This is a genomic window from Actinoplanes sp. NBRC 103695, from assembly GCF_030269485.1.
Lineage (GTDB): Bacteria > Actinomycetota > Actinomycetes > Mycobacteriales > Micromonosporaceae > Actinoplanes.
Map to the genome: position 1 here is coordinate 20,327 of NZ_BSTL01000041.1, position 22,743 is coordinate 43,069.

The 22,743-nt window shown below is 71.8% G+C and carries 21 protein-coding genes; 9 read left to right on the forward strand and 12 right to left on the reverse strand.

The features are described 5' to 3' along the window. The first annotated feature begins 69 nt into the window (after positions 1–69). Positions 70–1,290, forward strand: a complete 1,221-nt coding sequence (locus QSK31_RS43310) for an SUKH-3 domain-containing protein (protein WP_285690828.1) — start codon at positions 70–72, stop codon at positions 1,288–1,290. Positions 1,291–1,299: 9 nt separating this feature from the next. Here QSK31_RS43310 and QSK31_RS43315 read toward each other — a convergent pair whose 3' ends face one another. The 3 genes from QSK31_RS43315 to QSK31_RS43325 are packed head-to-tail and all read right to left on the reverse strand — an operon-like array spanning position 1,300 to position 5,548. Then, complete coding sequence (locus tag QSK31_RS43315; protein WP_285690829.1) at positions 1,300–1,746, reverse strand: TFIIB-type zinc ribbon-containing protein; 447 nt, start codon at positions 1,744–1,746, stop codon at positions 1,300–1,302. Beyond that, positions 1,747–2,961 (reverse strand): glycosyltransferase 87 family protein, encoded by a 1,215-nt coding sequence (locus QSK31_RS43320; protein WP_285690874.1) that lies wholly within the window; start codon positions 2,959–2,961, stop codon positions 1,747–1,749. It abuts the gene before it with no gap. Positions 2,962–3,013: 52 nt separating this feature from the next. Then, on the reverse strand, positions 3,014–5,548 hold the full coding sequence (locus tag QSK31_RS43325; protein ID WP_285690830.1) for a putative bifunctional diguanylate cyclase/phosphodiesterase: 2,535 nt from the start codon (positions 5,546–5,548) through the stop codon (positions 3,014–3,016). Between the two features lie 525 nt (positions 5,549–6,073). On the opposite strand from QSK31_RS43325, the gene moaC reads away from it, so the two are divergent. The 4 genes from moaC to QSK31_RS43345 all read left to right on the forward strand — a co-directional run bounded on the left by moaC (position 6,074) and on the right by QSK31_RS43345 (position 8,743). Next, positions 6,074–6,565: a cyclic pyranopterin monophosphate synthase MoaC gene (gene moaC / locus QSK31_RS43330; protein WP_285690832.1), complete on the forward strand. Its 492-nt coding sequence runs from the start codon at positions 6,074–6,076 to the stop codon at positions 6,563–6,565. Beyond that, positions 6,538–7,032: a MogA/MoaB family molybdenum cofactor biosynthesis protein gene (locus QSK31_RS43335; protein WP_285690833.1), complete on the forward strand. Its 495-nt coding sequence runs from the start codon at positions 6,538–6,540 to the stop codon at positions 7,030–7,032. The genes moaC and QSK31_RS43335 overlap by 28 nt, the downstream gene beginning before the upstream one ends. A gap of 68 nt (positions 7,033–7,100) precedes the next feature. Next, positions 7,101–8,315: a molybdopterin molybdotransferase MoeA gene (locus tag QSK31_RS43340; protein ID WP_285690834.1), complete on the forward strand. Its 1,215-nt coding sequence runs from the start codon at positions 7,101–7,103 to the stop codon at positions 8,313–8,315. Next, positions 8,312–8,743 (forward strand): molybdenum cofactor biosynthesis protein MoaE, encoded by a 432-nt coding sequence (locus QSK31_RS43345; protein WP_285690835.1) that lies wholly within the window; start codon positions 8,312–8,314, stop codon positions 8,741–8,743. The genes QSK31_RS43340 and QSK31_RS43345 overlap by 4 nt, the downstream gene beginning before the upstream one ends. Positions 8,744–9,025: 282 nt before the next feature. Here the strand turns inward: QSK31_RS43345 and QSK31_RS43350 are convergent, their stop codons facing one another. The 4 genes from QSK31_RS43350 to QSK31_RS43365 form a co-directional block, all read right to left on the reverse strand. Then, a complete protein-coding gene (locus QSK31_RS43350) occupies positions 9,026–10,345 on the reverse strand; it encodes a glycosyltransferase 87 family protein (protein ID WP_285690837.1) in 1,320 nt (439 codons plus the stop codon). A gap of 98 nt (positions 10,346–10,443) precedes the next feature. Further along, on the reverse strand, positions 10,444–10,983 hold the full coding sequence (locus tag QSK31_RS43355; protein WP_285690838.1) for a DoxX family protein: 540 nt from the start codon (positions 10,981–10,983) through the stop codon (positions 10,444–10,446). Positions 10,984–11,004: 21 nt separating this feature from the next. Then, positions 11,005–12,207: an ATP-binding protein gene (locus QSK31_RS43360; RefSeq protein ID WP_285690839.1), complete on the reverse strand. Its 1,203-nt coding sequence runs from the start codon at positions 12,205–12,207 to the stop codon at positions 11,005–11,007. 124 nt (positions 12,208–12,331) lie between these two features. Beyond that, positions 12,332–13,018, reverse strand: coding sequence for an LppU/SCO3897 family protein (locus QSK31_RS43365; protein WP_285690840.1), 687 nt, complete (start codon positions 13,016–13,018; stop codon positions 12,332–12,334). A 195-nt stretch (positions 13,019–13,213) separates the two neighbouring features. Here QSK31_RS43365 and QSK31_RS43370 point away from each other — a divergent pair, with 195 nt between their 5' ends. Continuing rightward, positions 13,214–13,636, forward strand: a complete 423-nt coding sequence (locus tag QSK31_RS43370) for a prepilin peptidase (RefSeq protein ID WP_285690841.1) — start codon at positions 13,214–13,216, stop codon at positions 13,634–13,636. Here the strand turns inward: QSK31_RS43370 and QSK31_RS43375 are convergent. The 3 genes from QSK31_RS43375 to QSK31_RS43385 all read right to left on the reverse strand — a co-directional run bounded on the left by QSK31_RS43375 (position 13,629) and on the right by QSK31_RS43385 (position 18,734). Beyond that, entirely contained in the window at positions 13,629–16,781 is a 3,153-nt protein-coding gene (locus QSK31_RS43375) for a UvrD-helicase domain-containing protein (protein WP_285690842.1), read from the reverse strand. The two genes, QSK31_RS43370 and QSK31_RS43375, sit on opposite strands and share 8 nt — an antisense overlap. Before the next feature lie 70 nt (positions 16,782–16,851). Further along, complete coding sequence (locus QSK31_RS43380; protein ID WP_502873106.1) at positions 16,852–18,216, reverse strand: metallophosphoesterase; 1,365 nt, start codon at positions 18,214–18,216, stop codon at positions 16,852–16,854. Between the two features lie 275 nt (positions 18,217–18,491). Continuing rightward, positions 18,492–18,734, reverse strand: a complete 243-nt coding sequence (locus QSK31_RS43385) for a MoaD/ThiS family protein (RefSeq protein ID WP_285690844.1) — start codon at positions 18,732–18,734, stop codon at positions 18,492–18,494. Between the two features lie 119 nt (positions 18,735–18,853). Here QSK31_RS43385 and QSK31_RS43390 point away from each other — a divergent pair, with 119 nt between their 5' ends. After that, the gene (locus QSK31_RS43390) at positions 18,854–19,033 is read left to right on the forward strand and encodes a hypothetical protein (protein ID WP_285690845.1); all 180 of its coding nucleotides are present in this window, start codon (positions 18,854–18,856) and stop codon (positions 19,031–19,033) included. Here the strand turns inward: QSK31_RS43390 and moaA are convergent. Together moaA and QSK31_RS43400 are read right to left on the reverse strand one after the other, a co-directional pair. After that, entirely contained in the window at positions 18,997–20,025 is a 1,029-nt protein-coding gene (gene moaA / locus QSK31_RS43395; protein ID WP_285690875.1) for a GTP 3',8-cyclase MoaA, read from the reverse strand. The two genes, QSK31_RS43390 and moaA, sit on opposite strands and share 37 nt — an antisense overlap. 281 nt (positions 20,026–20,306) lie before the next feature. Then, a complete protein-coding gene (locus QSK31_RS43400) occupies positions 20,307–21,188 on the reverse strand; it encodes a fructosamine kinase family protein (RefSeq protein ID WP_285690846.1) in 882 nt (293 codons plus the stop codon). Positions 21,189–21,244: 56 nt separating this feature from the next. Between QSK31_RS43400 and QSK31_RS43405 the strand changes: the two genes are divergently transcribed. Both QSK31_RS43405 and QSK31_RS43410 read left to right on the forward strand, forming a co-directional pair. Then, complete coding sequence (locus tag QSK31_RS43405; protein WP_285690847.1) at positions 21,245–21,748, forward strand: GNAT family N-acetyltransferase; 504 nt, start codon at positions 21,245–21,247, stop codon at positions 21,746–21,748. Between the two features lie 69 nt (positions 21,749–21,817). Further along, positions 21,818–22,741: a DUF4192 domain-containing protein gene (locus QSK31_RS43410; protein WP_285690848.1), complete on the forward strand. Its 924-nt coding sequence runs from the start codon at positions 21,818–21,820 to the stop codon at positions 22,739–22,741. Positions 22,742–22,743 lie beyond the last annotated feature (2 nt).

Here is a 22,743-nt window from a genome sequence, read left to right on the forward strand (position 1 = left end):
CAGTACCGCCCAGCGCAACCTTGCGTGGTCCGGTAATTTCACTGCGCGAACGTCGCCGGGAGGAGCTCCATGATCACGTTGGCTGAGGCCGAGGAGATCGCCGCCGGCTGGGCGCGGCTCGAGACCGAGAGGCGGGGGTACGAGTGCGCGCCGGTCGTGTCCGAATTCGATCTCGGGTACGTGGTGTGGACCCGTCACCCGGACGCGGTGACGCCGGAGCCGGGTGACGGCGGACGTACCGTGATCGACCGCGACTCGGGGCTGGTCACGACCTGGCCGGCGGTGCCCGTGGAGACGCTGGCCGAGCTGTACCGCGAGCAGCATCCGGCGCTGTCCGCCCGGCGCCGCACGGTCGACCCGTCGGTGGAACTGCTGCGCGGGGTGCGTCGCCTGCACAGCCCGACCACGGCCGCGCACCTGACCGTGGACGGCCGCGTGTTCCGGGCCCGCGGCGCCAAGGGCGACCAGGAGATCCGCCACCATCCGCTGATCGAGGGCATGTTCCGGGCCGCGGCGCCGCACGGCGAGCTGGTGCGCGGCTGTGAGCGGCACGCCGAGCTGATCGTGCTGTCCGACGCGCTGCACGCGGCGGAGGACGCGAGCGACGAGCAGCTCACCCTGGAGACCGCGCGCGAGGTTCTGCGGGGGTCGCTCTTCGAGGCGTTCCGGGTACGCGAGCAGGGCGATCCGTCGGCCGGCGCCCGGGCGGTGCCCTGTGACACCTGCGCGACCGGGCTGGCCGGGTTCGGCGTCACCTCGTGGGAGGACGTGCCGGTGTGGGGCCCGCCCTGGTACGACGCGGAACCCGCCGAGCCGGACCGCTTCCCGGACGAGGTGGCACGCCGGCTGGCCGGATGCGGGTGGAAGCCGCTGATCGGGCAGGTCGGCCGGGAGGCGCTGGCCGATCAGAAGATCGCGTTGGCCGAGCAGCACGGGCATCGCGGCTTCCCGGAGGCGCGGCGGCTGCTCGTGGACTTCCCGGTGATGGTGGCCAAGCGGCGGATGCCCGGCGTACGGCATCGGGTGCGGCTGTTCCAGTTCGACATGCGGATCGCGGTGCACACCGCGACCGTGCTGGCCGATTTCGCCGAGGTGATCGGGGCGGCGCTGTTCCCGTTCGCGACCGAGGAGGACGGCGACTCGATCGTGGCCGTGGACGAGCGCGGCCGGGTCTTCGCCCTGGACCAGGGCGGCGAGTGGCTGATCGGGGAAACCATCGACGAGGCGATGACGGATCTCGTGATGGGCGACGGCCCCGCGGCCCGGGTCCAGGACGACGGCACGTGGTGAACAGAAAGGTCAGTCGAAGAGCTCGCCGAGGAAACCCTTGCGACGCTTGTAGTGGCCGTGGTGACCGCGCTGGCGGTAGTGCCCGTGGTGACCGCCGTGTGCCGCGTGGCCGTAGGCGGGCTGGCCGTAGGCCGGCTGACCGTAACCGGGCTGGCCGTAACCGGGCTGACCGTAGGCGGGCTGGCCGTGCGGCGGCGGGGGCGGCGGGGCCGCGTATCCACCACCGGGCGGCGGGGGCGGCGGGCTGTACGCACCGCCCGGGGCCGGCTGCTGCGGGCGGGGCGGGGCGGCCGGGCCGGCGTTCTTCTGCTGCCAGTTCGCCTCGGCCTCGAAGAGTTTCTCCAGCTCGCCGCGGTCCAGGAAGATGCCGCGGCACTCCGTGCACTGGTCGATGGTGACGCCGCTGCGCTCGTAGTTGCGCATATCACCGTGACACTTGGGGCAGGTCATCTGCATTCACTGACGGTACAAGGCCGCGTCACCTCGCGGGGCGGTTGCACCTGTGGGTCTGCTGAGTGCCGCCGCCCAGACGAGGAACGCGATCGGGTAGAGCAGATAGCCGAAACGCGTGGTGGGCATGAGGAGGATCGCGACCAGCAGGCCGTACCCGCAGAAGAGCGCCGCCGACGCGGCCGTGCGTGGCGGACGCCGCAGGAGCAGCGCGGCGATCGCGAGTCCGGCGAGAACCAGCAGGGCCGACGCGACGTATCGGCCGCCGGGAACCGAGGACGCGATCAGGTAGCCGGGGAACGGCGACTGCGCGGGGCTGGCCACCAGGCCGTGGCCGAGCGGGAAGCGGATCACGTTCTCCACGAAGGCGTCCGCGTCGGTGAGCAGCGGCGGGATCAGGACCAGCACCGGCAGACCGATCGCGCCGGGCAGGAAGCGACGCCACCGTCCGGTCACGACGGCCAGTACCGCCAGCACGATCACGACCGGGAACGCGAACAGCTTGAGCGCCGCCGCCGCACCGACGGCGAGGCCCGCCGCGCCCGGCCGGTCCCGTGCGCAGAAGGCGATCGCGAGCAGGCAGAGGGCGAGTACCGGCAGGTCGTCGCCGCCGGTGGCGAGCGTCAGCGCGCACACCGGGAAGATCGTCGCCGCCTGGACGGCGCGCACAACGCGGTCCGAGGGCGCGGCCAGCGACGCGGCCCACGCCACGGCGGCGACCGTGACCACGGCGAACCACACGCGGGAGTCCGTGTACCAGTGCTCGCCGAGCCAGGCGCGGGGCAGCCCGAAGACGGCCATCCCCGGCTGGTAGGGGTGATAGGCATCCAGCTGATCTTGAGCGGGGAGCGCCGCGATGCCGGCCCGGCCGAGGTACGGCGAGCCGGTCGACGCCAGGCCACGGCCCATCTCCTCGACGACGGAGACTTCTTCCTGCGCGCGGTCGAGGCGCCCGCCCGCGCGCTGCACCGCCTGGATGATCAACGGCAGCAAGGAGACCGCCGCGAAGGTCGCCCAGGTGAGCAGCAGGCGGTTGACGAACGGCGTGACGAGCAGCGCGGCCAGGTAACCCCAGGCCGCCACCGATCCCCAGGCCCGATGCGGCAACAGGGTCGAACTCAACGCCGTGATCAGGGCGAACAGCCCGGCCAGGCCGTAGAGGGCCGCGTCCAGGGCCCGCCCGCCCGCGGCCTCGTCGGCACGGGTGAGCAGTCGGGCGATCACGCCGCCGCCTCGCCGGCGCTGATGAGCGAAGGCGGGCGCAGTCGGGCGATCACGCGGGCAAGTGTGGCAGAGACGACCGGTGCGGGCCCGGAGGCCTGCGGCGCGGCAACCGGATCACCGACCCGGCGTCGTGCAGGGCGCCGGCCAGCACGCCCGGCCGGCCGCCGGTGCCACGCTGGAGCGCGGCGAGCATCCGGCCGGCCCGCATCGGGCGGGCGAAGAGGTGTCCCTGGCCGGCGATGCAGCCGAGCTCCCAGAGCGCGGCCCGTTGCGGTTCGCTCTCCACGCCGTCGGCGATCACCGTCAGGTGCAGGCTACGAGCCAGGTCCACGGTGGACCGGATCACCGCCGCCGCCTCGTCGGAGGTCTCCACCGCGCTGACGAACTCGCGCCCGATCTTCAACTGGTGCACGGGAATCCGGGACAGCACGGACAGCGGTGACACGCCCGCGCCGAAGTCGTCCAGCACCAGGCGTACGCCCGCATCGCGCAACTCGGCGAGCGCCCGCGCGACCACCTCGAGCTGACTGATGGTCAGCGTCTCGGCGAGTTCGAGCACCAGCCGGTCGGACGGCACCCCGTTGGCGCGGAGCTGGGCGCGCACCGCCTCGGGGAAGTCCGGGTCGAGCAGGCTGCGCGGCGAGACGTTGACCGCGACCGGCAGGTCGAAGCCGGCCTCCCGCCACGTCCCGGCCGCGGCCAGCGACTGGTTGAGGACCGCGTCGGCGAAGGCGGGCAGCTTGCCGGAACGCTCGATGGTCTCCAGGAACTGCATCGGGGTGAGGTCGCCGTGCTCGGGGTGGTGCCAGCGGGCGAGCGCCTCGGCTGCCACCACCTCGCCGCTGCCCAGGTCGACGATGGGCTGGAAGTCGACGAAGAACTCCAGTGACTCCAGCGCCCGGCGGACCTCGCCGCCGAGCATGAGCCGGCCGACGTCCGCGGTGTCGCGAGAGTGCGCGTAGTCGACCGTGCGCCGGCCGGAGCGTTTCGCCTGGTACATGGCCACGTCGGCGCGGCGGAGCAGCTCGGTGACGCCGCCCGAGCCGGGTGCCAGCGCGATGCCGCCGCACGCCTCGACGGTCAGCCGCATGCCGTCCACCTCGATGGTCTGCTCCAGCGCGGCGAGCAGCGTCTCGGCCCGGTGCTTGGCGATCGCGGGCGAGGGCAGGCCGGTGAGCAGCACCGCGAACTCGTCACCGCCGAGCCGGGCCACCAGGTCGTCCGGCCGGGCCGCGCTCTCCAGCCGGATCGCCACCTCGCGCAGCACCTGGTCACCGGCCGAGTGCCCGAGCGTGTCGTTGACCTCCTTGAAGTGGTTGAGGTCGATCAGCAGCAGCGCGAGCATGCCCTCCTCGGGGCGGTCCCGGAACATCCGGTCGGCCTGGTCGAGCAGCTCGCGGCGATTGGCCAGGCCGGTCAGCGGATCGTGCGCCGCGTCGTACGCGTGCTCGCGCGAGATCCGCTCCAGCTCGGCGTACGCGGTGGCGTTGCGGATCGCCGTGTAGAGCGCCGAGGCGAAGGTCTTCAGCTTGTACGTCTCCGAGGCGGTGAGGTCGACCGAGCGGTTGAGCCGCAGCCGCAGCTCGCCGACCGGGTTGCTCTCGTCGTGGCCGGCCAGTTGCCGGACGATCTCGGAGCCACCGCGGGGTGTTGCCTCGGCGGGCGGCCCGTCGTAGACCACGCCCGCCGTGGTGCCGCGGACCAGCCGCCGGGACTCGTCGACGAGTACCTCGATGTCCACCTCGTCGACCGAGAACAGCTGGGCGGACCGGGTCACCGCCGCCTCGAGCACCGCGGTGAGCTCGACCACGTTGAGCTCGTCGGTGGTCTCGGCGAGACGCTGCCAGGACTGCCGTTCCTCGCGGTTGCGGATCTGCGCGGTCTGCCACAGGTGCACGCACACCACGATCGGAAGGACCAGCAGCAGGAGGCGGGCGTCGCCGCCCAGCGAGAGGATGCCGACCACCAGGGTGGCCACGACGTAGCGGGCGACCGTGCCGAGGACGCGCATGTCCCACTCGGCGCGCAGCGAGTCCCACAGGCTGATCCGGGTGGCCAGCGCGATCACCGGGACGATCAGCGACTCGTCCACCAGCCACATGGCGAGGGCGGCCGCCGCGAGCGCGCTGAACTGGAGAGCCGGATGGTCGGTGTCGGGCGTCGTGGGAAAGAGCGAGTAGACCAGGCCGGCCGCGGTCGCCGCCAGCACGTCCTTGGCGACGCCGTACGCCGCTTTCTGCGGCGCGAGCCGGGTGGTGAACTTGGCGATCGACACCGCCGCGCAGGTGCACAAGACGACCCAGGCCGGTGACAGCACGGCCAGCCCGACCAGCACGCCCACCTCGGGCCAGGAGATGCCGCGGGTGTGCGATCGAATGCGTGCCCGCCACTGGGTGCGGCTGCCGACCGCGATCGCGCCGATGATCCCGGCGGAGACGAGTGCGGAAGGTCGCCCGGCGGGTGCGGCCCAGGCCGCGATGAGCGCCGTCAGTAACGCGACCCCGCCCGCAACGACGACGAAGCTGACCAGCAGCGAAAGCCGCTTGTCAGCTACGTCGTCGTTGAAGCTTGTTTCGCGGGTCACGGGCCCCCTCCGCGCTGTGGATCGGAAGAGAGAACCCGATCCGTCAACAGCGTATTGCGGTAGGTGGCCTCTGCGCATCTACCTTCAGCCCCACTCAGAACCGCGCATGGCGCTTCTCCTAACCCCCTGGCGGTCCCGGCGAGCCTTCGCGAGCTCTGCCGGAACGCTTTGTATGTGACCGTGTCGCGACACACCGAACGTTATGGGAATAGCTGAGGCTTTGGTAGGCATTCATGTCGCTATGCGCAGAATGCGAGAATCCTTCGCTTGAGCGTCACAGAATGTTTTGAATCAAGAACCCACGGCAATGTAGAGGGTCGTTTTGGCCGTAGTACCCGAATAGCGGACAGTATTTTTCTGATAACCCAAAGGATTGACAATCAATATCGACTGATGTGTAGTTATCAGCGGAGCGGCACGCCGCTGACCAGCGGAGAGGCGTCGAAATTCGCCGTAGAGGAATTGTGCGTCCTCCGCGCGGGATTTGCTAACCGGATACTGCCCGATGGGCGATAAACTCCCGTTATGCCCGACGAATCCCTGCTGACTCACGTCGACGAGACGGGCGCTGCCCGCATGGTTGACGTGTCGGCCAAGTCCGTGAGCAGCCGCCGCGCGGTCGCCGCCGGCCGCCTCGTCACCACTCCCGAAGTCGTCTCGCTGCTGCGCGGTGACGGATTGCCGAAGGGAGACGCGCTGGCCGTGGCCCGGATCGCCGGGATCATGGGCGCGAAGCGGACCCCCGACCTCGTCCCGCTCTGCCACCCGATCGCCCTCACCGGCGTGACCGTCGACCTCGAACTCACCGACAGCGGCGTGGAGATCACCGCGGCGGCGAAGACGGCCGACCGCACCGGCGTCGAGATGGAGGCGCTGACCGCGGTCGCCGTCGCCGGCCTCACCCTGATCGACATGGTCAAGGCCGTCGACCCCGCGGCCAGCATCGAGGCGGTGCGGGTGGTGCGCAAGGAGGGCGGCAAGACCGGACATTGGGTACGCCCGGAGGACCGCGCGTGAGGGCCCGGGTGATCGTCGCCTCCAACCGTGCCGCGGCGGGCGTCTACGCCGACACCAGCGGCCCGCGGCTCGTGGCCGGCCTGCGCGACCTGGGCTGCGAGGTGCCGGACGAGCCGGTCGTGGTGCCCGACGGCGACCCGGTCGCCGAGGCCCTGCGAGCGGCCGTCGCGGACGGCGTCGACGTGGTGCTGACCAGCGGCGGCACCGGCGTCACGCCGACCGACCGCACCCCCGAGGCGACCCGCGGCCTGCTGGACTTCGAGATCCCGGGCATCGCCGAGGCGATCCGTGCGCACAGCCGCGACAAGGTGCCCACGGCAGCGCTCTCCCGGGGGCTCGCCGGGGTGGCCGGCCGCACGCTGATCGTCAACCTGCCCGGCTCGACCGGCGGAGCCAAGGACGGGCTCGCGGTGCTGGGGCCGATCCTTCGGCATACAGTCGACCAGATCCGCGGCGGCGACCACTGACGCGACGGTGTCGAAGCGCCGAAGCAGTCGCGGCAGTGTCGAAGCGCCGAAGCAGTAAGGTCGGGAATGTGAGCGCTGTGGATTGGGAGACCGCTCGGCGGCTGGCCTACGAGGCGGGTCGCGCGGCGGCAGGACCGGCCGAGGTCGTCCCGCTGGACGCGGCGGACGGGCGTACCCTCGCGGAGCCCCTGCTCGCCCTCACCGACCTCCCGGCCTTCCCCACCTCCAGCATCGACGGCTGGGCCGTGCGCGGCCCGGCGCCGTGGCGGCCGATCGGCCGCGTGCTGGCCGGGAGCACCCCCGAGCCACTGTCCGAGTCCGGCACGTGCGTCGAGATCGCCACCGGCGCCATGGTCCCCGGCGGCGCGGACGCGCTGATCCGCATCGAGGAGTCCACCCGCGACCCGGACGGACTAGTCGGTGGGACACCGCGGCCGGCGCCCGAGTGGCGGCTGCCCGGCGAGGAGGCGACCAAGGGCGAGGAGTTGCTGCCGGTCGGCACCTCGATCGACCCGGCCGTGATCGGCGTCGCGGCCACCTGCGGGTACGAGTCGCTCACGGTCAGCCCGCTGCCGCGCGCGGCCCTCCGGGTCTTCGGCGACGAGCTGCTGGTCAACGGCCCGCCCGGCGATGGCCGGGTCCGCGACTCGCTCGGCCCGCAGATGCCCGGCTGGCTGCGCCGCTGTGGCGCGGCGATCACCACGGCCGAGGTGGCCGGCCCGGTCGAGGACACGCTGGAGGCGCACGTCGCCGCGATCCGCGCCGCGTTCGAGACCGCCGAGCTGGTCTGCACCACCGGCGGCACCATGCACGGTCCGGTCGACCACCTGCATCCCGCGCTGGCCGAGCTCGGCGCCGACTACGTGGTGAACACCGTGGCCGTCCGCCCCGGCTTCCCGATGCTGCTGGCCCGGGTGCCCGGCCCCGACGGCCGGCACCGCTTCCTGGCCGGCCTGCCCGGCAACCCGCAGTCCGCGGTGATCGCCCTGGTCTCACTGGTGCAGCCGCTGCTCGCCGGGCTGGCCGGTCGCCCGCCGGCCGAGCTGCCGTCGGTGATCACCACCGGCCCGGTGAAGGGCCGCGGCACGGACACCCACCTCGCGCTGGCCCGGCTGGACCGGACCGGTCGGTCGGCGACCCCGGTCGGCCACGTCGGCTCGGCGATGCTGCGCGGGCTGGCCAACGCGCACGGCTTCCTGGTGGTCCGCCCCGGCACCGAGGCCGCGGCCGGCGACCTGCTCCCCTTCCTGCCGTTGCCCCTGCTGGCCGGAGAACGCCGATGACCGCGCCGGCAGTCGTCACGATTGTGCGGGTCGTTGATGTGCCGCTTGATCTCGCCGAGCACGAGGCCGCGGTGGCCGACGTGCGGGCCGGGGCGGTCGTCTCGTTCCAGGGTGTCGTGCGCGACCACGATCACGGCCGCGGTGTCACCCTTCTGGAGTACGAGGGTCACCCCACCGCCGAGGCCATCCTGCGCGAGGTCGCCACCGAGATCGCCGCCGACCCGGACGTCTTCGCGGTGGCCGTCTCGCACCGCGTCGGCACCCTCAAGATCGGCGACGTGGCCCTGGTCGCGGCGGTCAGCACGGCCCACCGCGCGGCCGCGTTCGCCGCTTGCGCCCGCCTGGTCGACGAGGCCAAGGCCCGCCTGCCGATCTGGAAACGCCAGGTCTTCACCGACGGCTCCGACGAGTGGGTCAACTGCCCGTAGCCGAGTCGAGGCCAACCGCCGCTCACGGTGGTAGCTGGACAGGCGAGTGGTAGCCCAGGGCGGCATATCGGCCTTGTATGCCGCCCGGACCTACCACTGACGTCCCGGACCTACCACTGACGTCCCGGACCTACCACTGACGTCCCGGACCTACCACTGACGTCCCGGACCTACCACTGACGTCCCGGTCCTACCACTCGCGACGGGTTCTACCACTGTGCGTCCGGCCAGAGTCGTGAGTAGCGGCAACCACGGTGAGCGGTCACCCCGGCCGGCCGGGGTTCAGGTCTGGATCGTCCGGCGGCGTTTCTCCAGCCAGCGGTCGATCGGGAAGGCCGGCGCCACGCCCGGGCTCCAGGGCAGGACATTCAAGATCAGGATCAGGGCGATGGCGTACGCGTTGCGCACGAACGCGTCGTCCACCGTCCAGATCGGAGCTGCCAGGAACAGCAGGTAGGCGCACGTGGCGGCGGTGAACCAGCCCAGCCCGGGGAACCGGCCGCCCAGCCCGGGCCGCGGCCGCACCGACTCCCAGCGGCAGCCGGCACCCGCGGCCGCGAGCAGCAGCACCGCCGGCAGCACCCAGATCAGCTCGTGCGTGAGGGTCACCGGCCCGACGATCGCCCCGGTCAGGCCGATCAGCGTGAACGCGGTGATCTCGTCGCCGTCCAGGTGTGCCGACCGGGCCCGGATGAAGCCCACCGCCACCAGCAGCAGAGCGAACGACAGCCACAGCAGGATCGGCGTGGTGGCCGAGTCGTACAGGCGGGCCAGCACGCCGGCCAGCGACTGGTTGCCGGTCTGGCCGACGCCGCCGGTGCGGTCGAGGCGCCACAGGACCTCGCCGAACCACGCCGCCGTCTCGCGGGGTGCGGCCAGGAGAGTGCCGGCCGCCACGGTCGCGGCCGTGACCAGCGCGGTCACGGCGGCCCGCCACTGCCGGGTGACGGCCAGGTAGAGGATGAACAGGGCCGGTCCGACGGTCAGCGCGGTCGCCAGCCCGATGCCGACGCCCGCCCAGCCGCCGCTCGCCCAGAAGGTGCCCAGCGGCCCGCGCGGTGTCCCCGAGGCGCGGCCGGGCCACCAGATCCGCCGGCTGCGTGCCCAGGCGCTGCGCCGCAGCGCGACCAGGTCGGCCACGATCAGGCCGAAGATCACCAGGTCCCAGGTGCCGCGGCCGAGGGCGGCCCGGACCGGTTCGGCGGCGAGCGCGAGCAGCAGAGCGACAAGCACGATCGGGTACGCGGGGCGCGCGTACCGTCGCGCCAGCGGGCCCGTGATCGCGAGCAGGGCGAGGGTGAGCGCCGCCAGCCCGGCGAGGGCGAGCACCCAGCCACCCAGGCCGACCGGCAGCAGGGCGAGCGGGATCATCGCCACGGCGCCCGCCGGGGAGATCGCGGTGCCGAGCAGGCTGACCGGATCGCGGTAGGAGTACAGCCCGTCGCCGATCAGCCAGCCCCGGATCGCCGCTCGATCCACGGTCAGCCCGCTCAGGGCGTACCGCTGCATCAGGATCGTGACCGCGACGAGCGCAACCGCCGCGCCCAGACCGACCACGATGGATCGTCGCGTGGGCCGCAACCCGCGCGCTCGCCCCGCCACCGCCCGCATGGCACCCCCGGTTTCCGCCGGGGCCCACCTTAGAACGCTTCGACCGGTTTCACGGCCCCGAAGGATTCAACGCCGGGGGTGCGGGAAGGTCACCCCAGCTTGCGGCCGACACCTGCGGACATGGCGGCGATCTTCGCCTCACGACGCGCGGTGCGCACGGCGCGCTTCATGCTGCGCTGCGAGCGGTCGACCGCGTGGGTGGTGCGATATTTCAGGCCGGGGCGCCCCTCGGTGTCCGCCGCGGCCAGCAGCAGACCGCCGAGCAGGCCGAGGTTTTTCAGGAACTGGGCGCGCTGGCCCGCCCGCTCCTCCTTGGGCACGGCCCAGAACTGGTGGCCGGTGAGCGTGGTCGGCACCAGGCCGGCGGCGAGCACCCCGGCGGCCGGGCGGGTCAGGTTGCCGGTGGCGAGCAGGACCCCGGCGACCACGTCCGCGCCCGCCTTGATCCGGAGCAGGGTGCGGGTGTCACTGGGCAGTCGCGGGTCGACCTTCTCGATCCAGGGCCCGACCCGGTTGGTCACCGGGCCGGCTGCCTCCGCGCGGCTGTCCGGATCGAGCAGCAACCGGATGCCGCTGGACACGAAGATCGCCGAGAGCATGACGCGAGCTGCGGTGCGTACGGGCTTCATATACCTCTGTATACCCGCGTATCACGGTTGCGTGCGCAGGTAGCGACCGAAATGTGGAACGGTGAAGGCGACCGTCCCGCGCTCGCCCGAGTAGATCAGCCCCTTCTTGATCAGGGCGTCCCGGGCGGGAGACAGACTGGCCGGTTTGCGGCCGAGCTGGGCCGCGATGTCCGAGGTCGGGACCGCGTGGTCCATGTCGTCGGCCTTCTCGCCGCCGAGCTGGGCCATCGCCCGCATGTACTCCCGTTCCGCGGGGGTGGCCCGCTCGAACCGGGAGCCGAAGAAGCCCACCGCCAGCTCGGCCTCCGCCTCCGGCGCGGCCACCCGGACGTCGGCGTCGGTCACCGGCGACTGCGGGGCGTGATCCCAGGTCGCCTTCCCGTACGCCTGCACGAAGTACGGGTAGCCGCCGGACTTCTCGTACAGCAGGTCGAGGGCCTTGGCCTCGTAGTCGACGTCCTCGCGGGCGGCGGGCGCGCACAGGGCCAGGTCGGCGGCGATCCGGTCGAGCCGGTCGATGCGCTGGTAGCGGAAGAGCCGCTCGGAGTACGACTTGGCGGCGGAGAGCACGGCGGGCAGATGAGGCAGCCCGGCACCGACCACGATCAGCGGCGCGCCCAGCTGGGACAGCTCGTGGCAGGCGGCGCAGAGCGCGGAGACGTCGGCCGGGCCGAGGTCCTGCATCTCGTCGATGAACAGGCCGATGCCGGTACCGACGTCGGTGGCCAGCGAGGCGGCGTCGGTGAACAGCTCGACCAGGTCGATCTCGATGTCGCCGGAGTCGGCCCGCCCCCGCGCCGGCGGCACGTCGATGCCCGGTGACCAGCGGTCCCGCAGCTTGGCGTCGGCCTGATTGGCCCGCAGCGCGAATGCCTTGAGCACGCCCAGCACCTCGTCCACCCGGTCCGGGTTGCGGTGGTGCGGGGCGAGTTCGCGGATCGCCATGTGCAGGGCGGCGGAGACCGGGCGGCGCAGTGACTGGTCCGGCCGGGCCTCGATCTTGCCGGTGCCCCAGAGCCGGCCGATCGCCGACGAGCGCAGGGTGTTGAGCAGAACGGTCTTTCCGACGCCGCGGAGGCCGGTCAGGACGAGGCTGCGCTCGGGGCGACCGCGGGCCACTCGCTCGAGCACCACGTCGAAGGCGTCCAACTCGCGGTCGCGGCCCGCCAGCTCGGGAGGCCGCTGACCTGCGCCGGGAGCGTACGGGTTCCGGACGGGATCCACGCGTAGCACAGTATCGGGCCGTCTAGCTTCAACGCTAGATGTAGGTAGAGCGGCTTATGCAGCCGTATTGCTCTCTCTAGCCTTTTCCCTAGACAAGGCTAGAACGGCCTAGCGCTCCTGAGGCCTAGCGCTCCTTGAGACACAGCACGAAGTCAAGGCTGTCCAGCTCGCTGTCGTAGAAGTACCACTTCGTGTACTCCGGAACGCGATTGCACTTGGACTCCGCGTCGGACTCGCCCGACGTGCGGCCGTCCACCCGTTTGAGCACCTCGAACGTGCCGCTAGCGCAGGCGACGATCTTCATCTCCGGCTTGGCCGCTGTCCCCTCGTTGCGGACGCACTGCCCCTTGCTCACGAACCGGGCGTCCTCGCTGCTGCGCGGCTGCGGGTCGGTGATCTCGTCGGCCGTGGAGGTCGCGCTCGGCGCCGGAGTCACGCCGCGCGCGTCGTCATCACCGCGGCCGGAGAGCAGCCACGCCGTCGTGCCCAGGCCGCCGCAGATCAGCAGGCCGAGCACGATGACCAGCGCCACGATCGGGGTGTTCCGCTTGCGCGGCTGCTGGGTCGGCTGGTGGCCCCACGCCGGCTGAGGAGGCGGCGCGGCGAAGTTGGGCTGCGGGCCCACGGTCGAGAAGCCGGTATCGGCCGCCGGAGGAACCGACGTCGGGTGGTGACCCCAGCCGCCGTTGGGCGCGTTCGCCGTCGGGTGGTCACCCCACGGGTCGGCCGGTTCGGTGTACGGCTCGTCGGACGAGCCCCGGTTGGACCACGGCTGCGACGGCGGGCCGGGGAACGGACCGTTCTGCGTCATCAGCGTTTCCTCCAGGGCGCGTTTTCGCTGTACGCCACCGTAGCGTGGGCATACCGCTCGGCAGATCCCGGAATCGCGCCGACCAGGCAACACTTGAGCGACAAGCGCCCCAAATCGCCTCGTCTGTCGGCTAATTGACCGTCGTTGTCCACAGGGCCCACCGGAGTACCGCCGCGGCTCGCTACGGTCTCGGCCGTGCCCCTTCTCCCCGCCCTGGTGGTCGGCCTGCTGCTGGCCCGCGCCGACCTGCGAACCGGCCGGCTGCCCGACCGGCTGGTGTCCCTGCTGGCCGTGACGCTGGTCGTGCCTGCTCTCGGACGGCCGGCGGCGGAGCTTCGGCGCGGTCTCGCGGCTTCCATTCTGGTGTTTTCCCTGTACTTCGTGCTGGCCCTGCTGCCCGGCGACGGGCTCGGGTTCGGGGATGTGAAGCTGGCGGCGGTGCTTGCCTTCGGGCTCGGTGTCCAGGGCTGGGACACCGTACTCCTGGGCCTCGCTCTGCCGCCGTTGATCATCGGGCCGACGGCAGTGGCGCTGGTGGCCACGCGGCGACTCGGACGTCGCGACCCGCTGCCGTTCGGTCCGGCGCTGGTCGGAGGTGCGATCGCCGCCCTTATATGAGCCTCAGCTGGCGGTCCTTCGGCCGGGCGGGGACCGCGTCACCCAAACGCTCGAAGAGGCCGGTGTCGATCGCGTCCAGGAACGGCGTCGGCGACTGATCGCGCTCGCTGCCGTGACGGAACCGGCGGGCGGCGTGACTGAGGTAGAGCCTGTCCTGCGCACGGGTCAGCCCGACGAAGAACAGCCGCCGCTCCTCGGCCACCTCCTCGTCGTCCGGCGTCGAGCCCGGCCAGCGCATCGGCAGCAGCCCGTCCTCGCAGCCGACCAGGAAGACCACCGGGAACTCCAGGCCCTTCGCCGCGTGCAGGGTCAGCAGGTTCACCGCCTCGGCCCGCGGGTCCAGCGCGTCCACCTCGGCGCCGGTCGCGATCTCCTGCAGGAACCGGGACAGGTCGTCGCCGATCCGGTGGGCCAGCGGCATGAGCAGCTCGGCGGCCGCCCAGATGTCGTCCGGCGCCAGCTGCTCGGCGTCCAGCGTCGGCGCCGCGTACCGCTGGGCCAGCACCTGGGCGGACAGCTTCACCCGCGTCGGCAGCGACCCGGCCGGCGCGTCCGCGTGTCGCAGCTCCCGGGCGATCACCTGCACGCCCGGCCGGTCCCGCAGACGGTTGTGTGACCGTTTCTGCACCGGGACGCCCGCGCGTGACAACGCCTCGACGATCGGCGACGACTGGGAATCGGCCCGGTACAGCACCGCGATGTCCGAAAAGGACAGCGTGCCCGGGGCGATCGCCCGGGAATCCACCCGCCCACTGTCCAGCGATCGGTGCGACAACCCCCCGACCAGTTCATCGACGGTACGCACGACGAAATCCGCCTCGTCCGCGACGCTGCCCGCGAAGTATCGCCCAACCAGCGGGGACTCAGGGTCCAGCCGGGCCGGGTCCAGCCGCCGGCCGCTGACCAGCGTCGACGGGGCGATCGCCTGCACCGCCGCGGCCAGGATCGGCGCCGCCGACCGGTAGTTGCGGGTCAGCCGGACCAGCCGCGCGTCGGTGAAGTCCTCGTTGAAGCGCAGGAAGTACTTCACGTCGGCGCCACGGAAGCTGTAGATCGCCTGGTCCGGGTCGCCGATCGCGCACAGGTTGCCGTCCGCCGGGCTGAGCAGCCGGAGCAGCTCGTACTGGTGCTCGTCGACGTCCTGGTACTCGTCCACGAAGATCCACTGCCAGCGCCGGCGGTACTTCTCGACCAGCGCCGGCTCGTCGCCGAGCAGCTTCACCGGCAGCGTGATCAGGTCGTCCAGGTCGACCAGGTCCTGCTGGCGGAGCAGTTTCCGGTACGCCATGTCGTCGTCGCCGGCCTGCTCACGGGCCTCGGTGCGCTCGGCGTCGTCGGCGATCCGCCACTTCGTGGGCAGGCCGGCGAGCTTCGCGTTCTCCTTCAGAATGGTCAGGCCCAGCGAGTGGAACGTGCCCACAGTGATGTCCTCGCCGGCGTCACCGAGCAGGGCGTCCAGGCGTTCGCGCAGCTCCTCGGCGGCCCGCCGGGTGAACGTGATCGCCAGGCAGCGCTCCGGGAAGACGCCCAGCTCGGCGCAGAGATAGGCGATCCGGTGCGTGAGCGTACGGGTCTTGCCGGTGCCCGGGCCGGCCACGATCAGCAGCGGGCCGCCCGGCGCGGAGGCCGCCACCCGCTGCATCGCGTCCAGTCGATCCAGCAGGCCGGTGCCGACCTCCTCCATGCCGGCGAGCATCGGCTCGAACGGCTCGTGCGGTGACGGCGGCGGCGCGATCGGTGGTGCCTTCTTCTTCGGCTCCTTGACCTTGGGGGCGGTCGCCTTCACCTTCGGCGGCTCGGCCTTCCGCTGCTGCGGCACCGCCGGCATGTCGAACAGCGTCTCCACCTGCGGCGCGCTGCCACGCAACTCGCCCGGCTCGAACAGGGTGATCACGCCGTACTCGCCGTCGTACCCGGCGACCCGGCGGACCTGCCCGGCGCGCAACCGGGTGATCGCCTCGCGCAGGTTCTCGCCGCCGGCCTGGCCGATCGCGTCCACCGGGACCCTGCGCAGGATGTCCAGCTCCGAGCCGAGCGTGGCGACCAGATGGTTGAGCTGGGACTCCACCGTCTTCGACTTGGGGCCGACGCCGTTGATCTCGCCGAGGATCTCGTGCAGCTGGATCAGATGCTCGGTTCGGTACGGGCGCGCCTGGGGCTCGGGCCGGTCGGCGAGATCCTCGACCCGGCTGAGCACCCCGACGGTCAGCGGCTTGCCGCACTCGGGGCAGCGGCCGGCGTTCGCCCTGGTGCGAGCAGGCTCCCAGGTCACGCCGCAGGCCCGGTGGCCGTCGGCGTGGTACTTGCCCTCCTCGGGGAAGAACTCGATCGTGCCGGCGAGGCCGTGGCCGTTCTTGACGGCGAGGTAGTCGGGCGTACCCGTGAAAAGGGTTGCCTCGCGCGCCAGCGCGGCCGGCGAGTGGGCGTCCGAGTTGGACACCAGCCGGTAGCGGTCCAGGCTGGAGACCCGCCAGTTCATCTCCGGGTCCGAGGAGAGGCCCGTCTCCACCGCGGTGATGTGATCGGCCAGGTCGGCGTAGCAGTCGGCGATCGCGTCGAAGCCCGACTTGGAGCCGAGGGCGGAGAACCACGGCGTCCAGATGTGCGCGGGGACCAGATAGCCGTCCGGGCTGGACTCCAGCACGATCTCCAGCAGGTTGCGGGAGTCGAGGCCGAGGATCGGGCGGCCGTCCGCGGTCAGGTTGCCGATCCGGCCGAGCGCGGCGTTGAAGCGGGCGGCGGCCTCGAAGTCGGGCAGGTAGACCAGGTGGTGGACCTTGCGCGTACGGTCGTCGCGCTTGTAGATCGTGGAGATCTCGACGCTGAGCATGAAGCGGGCCTGGGCCGAGCCTTGCAGGGCGCCCGGCAGCCTCTTGACGACCTCGGACTCGTCACCCAGCCGGTAAAGCCCGTACTCGGCCGGCTCAAGGCTCTCCTTGAGATGGTCGAACCAGGCCGGGTGCGTGAAATCGCCGGTGCCCAGCAGCGCGATGCCCTTGCGGCGAGCCCAGAAGGCAAGGTTGGGCAGCGTCAGGTCGCGGCTGCACGCGCGTGAGAACCGCGAATGAATGTGCAGGTCCGCGACATATGCGTGGGCCACCTCGGCGGGCGAGGACCCTTCGCTGTCCGAGGGCACGCGCTGCATCCTGTCACGTCGGCTTTCGGCCCGGCGCGCCGCCACGCTCAAAGCCAATTACGGATCTTGATGTGCCGCGTCAGACCGCTTTGAGCTCGACCAGGGTGACCTGCGGCGGCGCGCCGACCCGGACCGGCGGCCCCCAGAACCCTGCGCCGTTGGTCACATAGACCGGGACGCCGTCCACCTCGCCGTAGCCCGAAACCACCGGCTGCTGGAGTTTGACCAGGTAGTTGAACGGAACCATCTGACCGCCGTGAGTATGGCCGGACACCTGAAGGTCGACGCCGTACGGCGCCGCGTCCCTCGCGACGACGGGCTGGTGGGCCATCAGCACGACCGGCTTCGCCGGGTCGCGGTCGCCCAGTGCCGTCTCGAAGTTCGGCCCGTCCCCGAACGCGGTCCCGCCGAGATCGTTCACACCAGCCAGGTCGAAGGCACCCCCACGGGTGACGATCTCCAGCCGCTCGTTGCGCAGCGGCCGCACCCCCAGCCGGTCGACCTCGTCGACCCACTGCTGGAAGCCCGAGTAGTACTCGTGATTGCCGGTGACGAAGTAGGCGCCCTGCCGCGACCGGATGTCCGCCAAAGGCGCGGCGTAGCGGCCGAGCTCGGCCACCGTCCCGTCCACCATGTCGCCGACGATGCACACCACGTCGGCGTCCACCGAGTTGATCATCTCGACGATGCGACCCATGTGCCGGGCGCCGGTCAGCGGGCCGAGGTGGATGTCGGAGACCACGGCCAGCCGGGTGCCGTCCATGGTTCGGGGGAGGCGGGCGAGCGGAATCTGGACCCGGTCGAGCTGCGGGCCGCCCAGAGCGGTCCGGACCCCGTAGCCGGTCACGGACGCGGCGGTGAGACCGGCGAAGATCGCGGCGCCGCGAGCCAGCAGCAGCCGCCGCTCGATTCCCGGCCGTTCCTTCATGTCGTTCGGCTGCTCGGTCGGCGTTTCCTCGTCGGTCGCTTCCGAGGCTGCCGTGCTGTCCTGGTCGGTGCGTGCCGGCTCGGCCTTTGCCTGGTCGGTCTGTGCCGGCTCGGCCTTTGTCTGGTCGGTCTGCGCTGGCTCGGCCTTTGTCTGGTCGGTCTGTGTCCGCTCGGAAGGGGCGGGGCCTGAGCCCAGGCCGGTGGAGTGCGCGGCGTGCACTGTCGCGGGCTCACGATCGCGGCGCCCGAGCACCCGCCAGACCACGTTGATGACGAGCCGCGGAATCTCCAGCACGACCAGGGTGACCAGCAGGTAGAACATCAGCGCCAGCCACAGATACCCCGGCCAGGCGAGCCACTTGACGTATCCGGCCCGCACCAGGATCAGCGTCGCCGGGACCAGGAGGCCCAGCGCGAGCATGACGAAGCCGGCGGCCTTCCGCCCGGCGCCCGGCCGCAGCGGATCGCGGACGAGGCGCTTCCACAGGTAGAGGTGGATCCCCACCACCACGAGCAGGACAACCCCGACGAACCCGATCACCCGTCAACTCCCAGCCAAGCCGCACCCGAGGCGGCAGTCTGTCCATCTTCCAGCAGGACCGGCGAAATCGATCCCGGACCTCAGGATCTTCACAGCCTTTCGAGCCGGGCCCGTCACGTAATAGCGCGAGCGGAACCCGGACATCGACGCCGCCGCGGCCAAGGACGCCGCCAAGTGCGCGGTGCTCGGGTCCGAGCGTGCGGCGTGCCGGTGATCTGCGTGTGCCCGGGGCCGGAGCGTGGGCGTCCGGGTCAGCCGCCGGCGAACGGCGGGAGGACGTCGACCGTGGCCCGGTCGGGGAGGGCGGCTTCCGGGTTGTGGCAGGTCAGGCCGTCGACCAGGAAGCTTGCGGCCTTCAGGACCAGCGCCAGGCGTTCGCCGTGGCGGGCGGTCAGGACGCTGATCAGGTCGTTGAGGGTCGTGGCGGGCGCCTCTTCGGCGGACAGGCCGCCCGCGGCCGCGCGGGCGCCGGCGAAGTAGCGGACCGTCAGCATCGTCGCGCCCTCCCAGGAAGATCGTGTCCCGTCACCATCGCACCAACCTCATCACACCGCCGTGCAACCCCGGTGAGCGCCGGCGCGGGACCTCATAGAGCGCGTGCCCAGGTTGGAACGTGCGCCGGCTGCGCCACGCCGTCCCGGCCGTGCGCCGGCCGCGCCACGCTGTCCCCGCTCTGCGCCGGCTGCGCCACGCCGTTCCCGCCCTGCGCCGGCTGCGCCACGCCGTCCGCGCCCTGCGCCGGCTGCCCGCACCGGGTCAGCCGCCGATGGCGGACATCGGCCGCGACGGCTGAAGGAAGGCCGGGTTGTCGATGCCATGGCCGGGACGTTTGGGGAGCATGGCGTTCTGCCAGGAGGTGGCGATGGCCTCGTCCGGGGCACCGGAGCGGAGCAGGGCGCGCAGGTCGGACTCGTCGGTGGCGAAGAGGCAGTTGCGGATCTGGCCGTCGGCGGTCAGGCGGGTGCGGTCGCAGTCGCCACAGAAGGGCCTGGTCACGCTGGCGATGACGCCGACGCGAGCGGGTCCGCCATCGAGGGCCTTGTATCCAGGGACGATCCAGGTCTCGGCCGGCGCCGTTCCACGTGAAACCTCGTCGGGCCTCAGATCGAACTCGGCCAGCGCCGCCAGGATGTGCTCGGCGGTGACCATGGTGTGCCGGTCCCACTGGTGCTGGGCGTCCAGCGGCATCTGCTCGATGAAGCGGAGTTCGTACCCGTGATCAAGCGCGAAGCGCAGGAGTGCGGGCGCCTCGTCATCGTTCACGTCCTGCATCAGCACCGTATTGATCTTCACGGGAGTGAGCCCCGCGCGCGCCGCCGCGGACAACCCGGCGAGCACGTCCGCGTGCCGATTGCGCCTGGTCAGGGCCTCGAAGCGGACCGGGTCCAGGGTGTCGAGCGAGACGTTGACCCGGTCGAGGCCGGCGTCGCGCAGGGCCTCGGCCGTGCGCTCGAGGCCGATCCCGTTCGTGGTGACCGACAGCCGCGGGCGCGGCTCGAGCGCCGCCGCCGCACGCACGATCTCGACCAGGCCGCGGCGGATCAGCGGCTCCCCACCGGTGAAGCGCACCTCGGTCACCCCGAGCCGCTCCACCGCGATCCGGACCAGGCGGCTGACCTCGTCGTCGCTGAGCTGCTGCTCTTTCGGCAGCCAGGCCAGCCCCTCCTCGGGCATGCAGTAGGTGCAGCGCAGGTTGCACCGGTCGGTGAGCGACACCCGCAGATCGGTGGCCACCCGCCCGAAGCGGTCGGCGAGTTTCCCGGGCTGAATGCCGCCGTCGCGCACACCGACGCCCCGGCCGCCACCGCGCACGATGACCTCGGGCCCGTCCAGACGTTCGCGAAGCTCGCTCACGGGATCAAAGCTAGCCCGCGCTCGACGATCGGCGCGAAGCCCGATCCATCCTGTGGATAACTCTGCCGTGCGGATAGTGCGCGCCTATCGACCAGCACGGGGCCGCATCTGATGCCGCTCGCCGGTAATACACCTTGCACTTGCCCGTGCCTGGCGATCTGAAGGCTGGCAAACGCACGAAGCGTGGCGAGTGAGGTCGCGGTGAAGAAAGGTCAGAGACGTCGGGCGGAGGCCGCGGCGGATCGGACGGCCGGAGCGTAGGACGGGCCGAAGGCGGCCGTGTGAACCAGCAGCAGGTGGAGCTGGTGCAGAGGCACCCGGGCCTGCCATCCGTCGGCGAGTGGATGCTCGTCCTGGTAGGCGCCGAGGATCGCGTCCAGGTGAGGTGCGCCACCGAAGAGCGCCAGCGACGCCAGATCGGTCTCGCGGTGGCCACCATGGGCCGCCGGATCAATGAGCCAGCCGGGCCCTTCGGCCGACCACAGGATGTTTCCGGGCCACAGGTCGCCGTGGATACGCGCGGCGGGCTCGCTGTCCTCGTACCCCTCGAGGGTCTTGATCGTCTGCTCGACGGCCTGGACGTCCGCCGGCGACAGTGCCCCCCGATCGGCCGAGAGCCGGAGGTACGGCCGCAGCCGCCGCTCGCCGAACCAGACACCCCAGGGCCCGGCCGACACGGTGTTGTCCAGCGGCAACGGCCCGATGAACCCGCTGCACGACGCCCCGAAGCCGGGCGCTCCGGTGCGGTGCAGCCGGGCCAGTGACCGCCCGAAGGAGACGGCGGCCGGCCGGGTCGCCGCGCCGGGCTCGATCCACTCCAGCGCGATCATCGTCGGCAGCGCGGTCAGCACCTCCGGCACCGGAATCACGCCGGGCGCCGCCAGCCAGGACAGACCGGCCGCCTCGGCCTCGAAGAAGCCGGCCGGCGGCGTACCCCCGGGCCAGGTCTTGGTGAAGAGCGACGTGCCGTCATCCAGGGTGAGGCGGGACGCGCGGGCGACATCGCCGCCCGCCACCGGAGTCTCGCGGATGCGCTGGTGCTCCAGAAATGTCGGGAGGTGCTGGGGGTGCGCGCGGAGGTACGCCAGATCCACCTCCCTATCTTCCACTTCGGGTTACGGTCGTCCCGAATCGGAGTCAAACTGTCCGCATGAGCCCTGTCACGGTGCGTTCATACCGGCCGAGCGACCACAGCGCTGGTCGCCGTCTCTGGTCGGAGCTGACCAACGAGCACCACGAGATGTACGGCGAGGCGACGAACGACGCCGGCGCCGGGTTCGAGGAGTACCTGACCCGTCTGGACCTGGGCGGCCTGTGGGTGGCAGACCACGCGGACGACGGTGTGATCGGGATGGTCGGTCTGGTCATGCGAGGCCGTGGCGGCGAGGTGGAGCCGGTGGTGGTGACCGCCTCGCACCGGCACAAGGGCGTGGGCCGGCTCCTGCTGCGGCATGTCGCCGGCGAGGCCAAGAAACGCACCATGATCTCGCTGACGATCTCGCCGTCGTCGCGGAACGTGGACGCCATCCGGAGCCTGCACGCCGCAGGTTACGACGTCGTGTCGTCGATCGAGCTGACGATGGATCTGGACCGGCAGAAGCACGCCTGGCAGCAGGATGGTCTCGAACTTCACGAGCTGCAATTCCGTTCCTGAAGCCTGTGGACAACCGGGTTATCCACAGGGCCTGAGCAACCGGCGCCGGAGCGCGTCAAGGTTGCCGGCATGCCCGCCACCCTCCAGATCCGCCACGCCGCCGACCTCCTCACCGCCGTCCCGTACCTGATCGGCTACCACCCGGACGACGGCGTCGTCCTGATCGGCATGCGTGACGGCCTCGTCCATCTGGCGCTCTGCGCCGGCGACCCGGCCGTCACCGCGACGCTCTGCCGCGGGCACGGTGCGAATGCGGCGTTCGTGATCGGGTACGGCGCCGACGTCCCAGACGCGGCCGCCAACGCGGCCACCGTCGCCGACGAGTTGCGCCTGGCCGGAGTGCGGGTCCTCGCCGAGATCCGGGTGCACGAGGGCCACTACTGGCGGGTGAGTGAGCCGCTGCGCCGCTACGCCCTGCCGGCCTCCTCGGTGGCGGCCGCGACCGCCACCTTCCACGGCCTGCGTGCGCTGCCGTCACGCGCGGCGATGGTCGCTGAGCTGGCCGCGGTGACCGGTGCGGAGCGGGCGGCGATGACCGACGCGACGCGACGGGCCGAGGCGAGGATGGCGGAGCTGGGCGAGCGCGAGCCAGGTGAGGACAGGTTCGCCCGGTTGGTGCGCAGGGCAGGGGCGGCTGCGGTACGCGAGGCGGAGCGCCGCCATCGCGCCGGCGGCCGCATGCCCGACGACACCGCGGCGTGGCTCACGGTTCTGCTGGTCAGTCCGGCGGTTTTCGCGTACGCCTGGACACGCCTCACCGACGACCAGCAGAGCCTCTGGACCGACCTGGTCCGCCGCGCCGACCAGGCGTACGTCTGCGCACCGGCCTGTCTGCTCGGCTTCCTGACGTGGCGCGGTGGCCAGGGTGCGCTCGCCCGGATGGCGCTGGACCGGGCCTTGGCCGCCGACCCGGACCACGAGATGGCAAGGCTGCTCAGCGAGGTGATGTATCGGGCCGAGCCGCCCGCCACGGACAAGCAGCGGGCGGCATGAGC